Source organism: Chitinophaga sp. (assembly GCF_035564935.1).
Lineage (GTDB): Bacteria > Bacteroidota > Bacteroidia > Chitinophagales > Chitinophagaceae > Chitinophaga.
Genome location: NZ_DATMTE010000171.1, coordinates 1 through 1803, shown reverse-complemented (window position 1 = coordinate 1803; position 1803 = coordinate 1). Strand labels below are relative to the sequence as shown.

Below are 1803 nucleotides of genomic sequence, written 5' to 3'. Positions count from 1 at the left end.
TAAACCATATTGGGCTGGAGCTACACGGTATCTATAAGATATGGCTTACCTGCAGCTGAATCATTATTTTAATTATTTGTCGTTATTACAGGATCCCGCAGGTAAACCGCAATATCCCCAAAAGTAAAGGGAGATAAAAGTGAATAACACCCTCATCTCCCTATATTAAAAATCAAAAAAATCAGTATAATCAGCGTAATCCGGAGTCAGACAAATTCCGCGTCGCCGAAGGCGACAGCGGCAGGCGATCATCTCCGCGACGAATCCCGGATGATGAGCTCGGGCTCCAACACCACCTGTTGTTGCGGCGAAGCAGGGCTGCCCGCAGTGTGATTCAGTTCTTTCATCAGTATGTCTACAAGGCTTTTGCCAATAGCGGCAATGGGTTGCGACACACAGGTGATCGATGGGCTATGTAACCGGAAAAGATCGTGGTCGTCGAAACCTACCAGCCCTATTTGCTTCCCTATTTCCCATCCCAGTGAACGGATGGCTTCAATGCCGGCTATGCCCAGGTAGTTGGTAGCAAAGAATACGGCGTCGAGGTCTTTCACGGATGTGAGGAATTTCTTCATTTCATTATTAAAACTTTCCCGGTCGAGGTCGAACGGCAGCCGCTTTACCAACGATTTATTAAACGGGATCTTATGATCTTTGAGGGCTGCAGTAAATCCATCCAGTCTTTCTTTCATCTGCGTTTGATCAGATGCAATAGTAACGATGGCAATTTTCCTGTAGCCTTGTTCCGCCAGGTGGGCAGTGGCTTCATATGCACCCTGGTAGTTGTTGAGCACCACATAATGACTGCTCACATGCGGGAAATAACGGTCTACCAGTACCAGCGGTTTCGCAGCAGCCTGAAGCAATTCAATTTCCTTGTCAAGGTTTTTTGTGGGTGTGATAATATACCCATCCACCTGCCGGTACTTTAATACCTCCAGCAATCCCTTTGCCTTTTCCGTGTTGTCTTCCGTACTGCCGTAAAGTACTTTATAGCCGTGCTTATCGGCTTCGTCTTCCACTACTTTCGCCAGTGTGGCAAAAAAGTTATTGGCAATATCTTCCACAATAAGGCCGATGGTTTTAGTTTTACCGGTACGCAGTCCACGGGCAAGCTGATTAGGTTTATATTTCAGCCGCGTTGCTATTTTCTGGATTTTCTTACTTACCTGTTCACTGATCCGCTTCTCCTTTGCTTTGCCGTTGAGTACAAACGATACCGTTGTGGGAGATACTCCGGCTTGTTTTGCAATATCTTTAATAGAGATCCCTTTCATAGAAAAAATGCTACATCGATTTAGCCGGTGGTAATTTACAAAATGAAGTTGGAAATTACGTTGTTGTACCAATTATTCCAAGTAACGCCTGCAAAACTATTCTTCTCCCTCTTGTCTGATTTTTATCACATAAAATGGTTATTTTGGGAAGAATGATATTTTTTTAACCAATTTTTAATAATTTGGCAACATTCTTAGGACGATCTCAATACTACTCACCTGCCTGCATAGGGTTCCCCTAAGCAGTAATAATGGCGATGGTAATAAAGTATAGGACAGTTACAGTAATATAGCAGCTTAAATTAATACATGAATGAAACCCATCCTTATTAAAGTGGGGGCTTTTGCCGATAACCAGATCACGATCATCGAAAGAAGTGATCCCTATTTCAATACGCCCTTTCATTTCCACCCGGAATGCGAGCTGGTATATGTAACGGAAAGCCACGGGAAGAGAATTGTAGGGGATAGCATCGAGAGCTTTGAAGAAGGCGATATGGTATTTCTGGGCCCGCATATACCGCAT

Annotated in this window: 1 protein-coding gene and 1 pseudogene; one reads left to right on the top strand and one right to left on the bottom strand. The window is 43.9% G+C overall.

Translation table 11 applies throughout. The annotated features are described in order from the left end of the window. Window positions 1-248 precede the first annotated feature (248 nt). Complete coding sequence (locus VN105_RS04590; protein ID WP_325638384.1) at window positions 249-1277, bottom strand: LacI family DNA-binding transcriptional regulator; 1029 nt, start codon at window positions 1275-1277, stop codon at window positions 249-251. 313 nt (window positions 1278-1590) lie between these two features. Here VN105_RS04590 and VN105_RS04585 point away from each other — a divergent pair. Beyond that, window positions 1591-1803 (top strand): annotated as a pseudogene (locus VN105_RS04585) (AraC family transcriptional regulator); the annotation flags it as partial.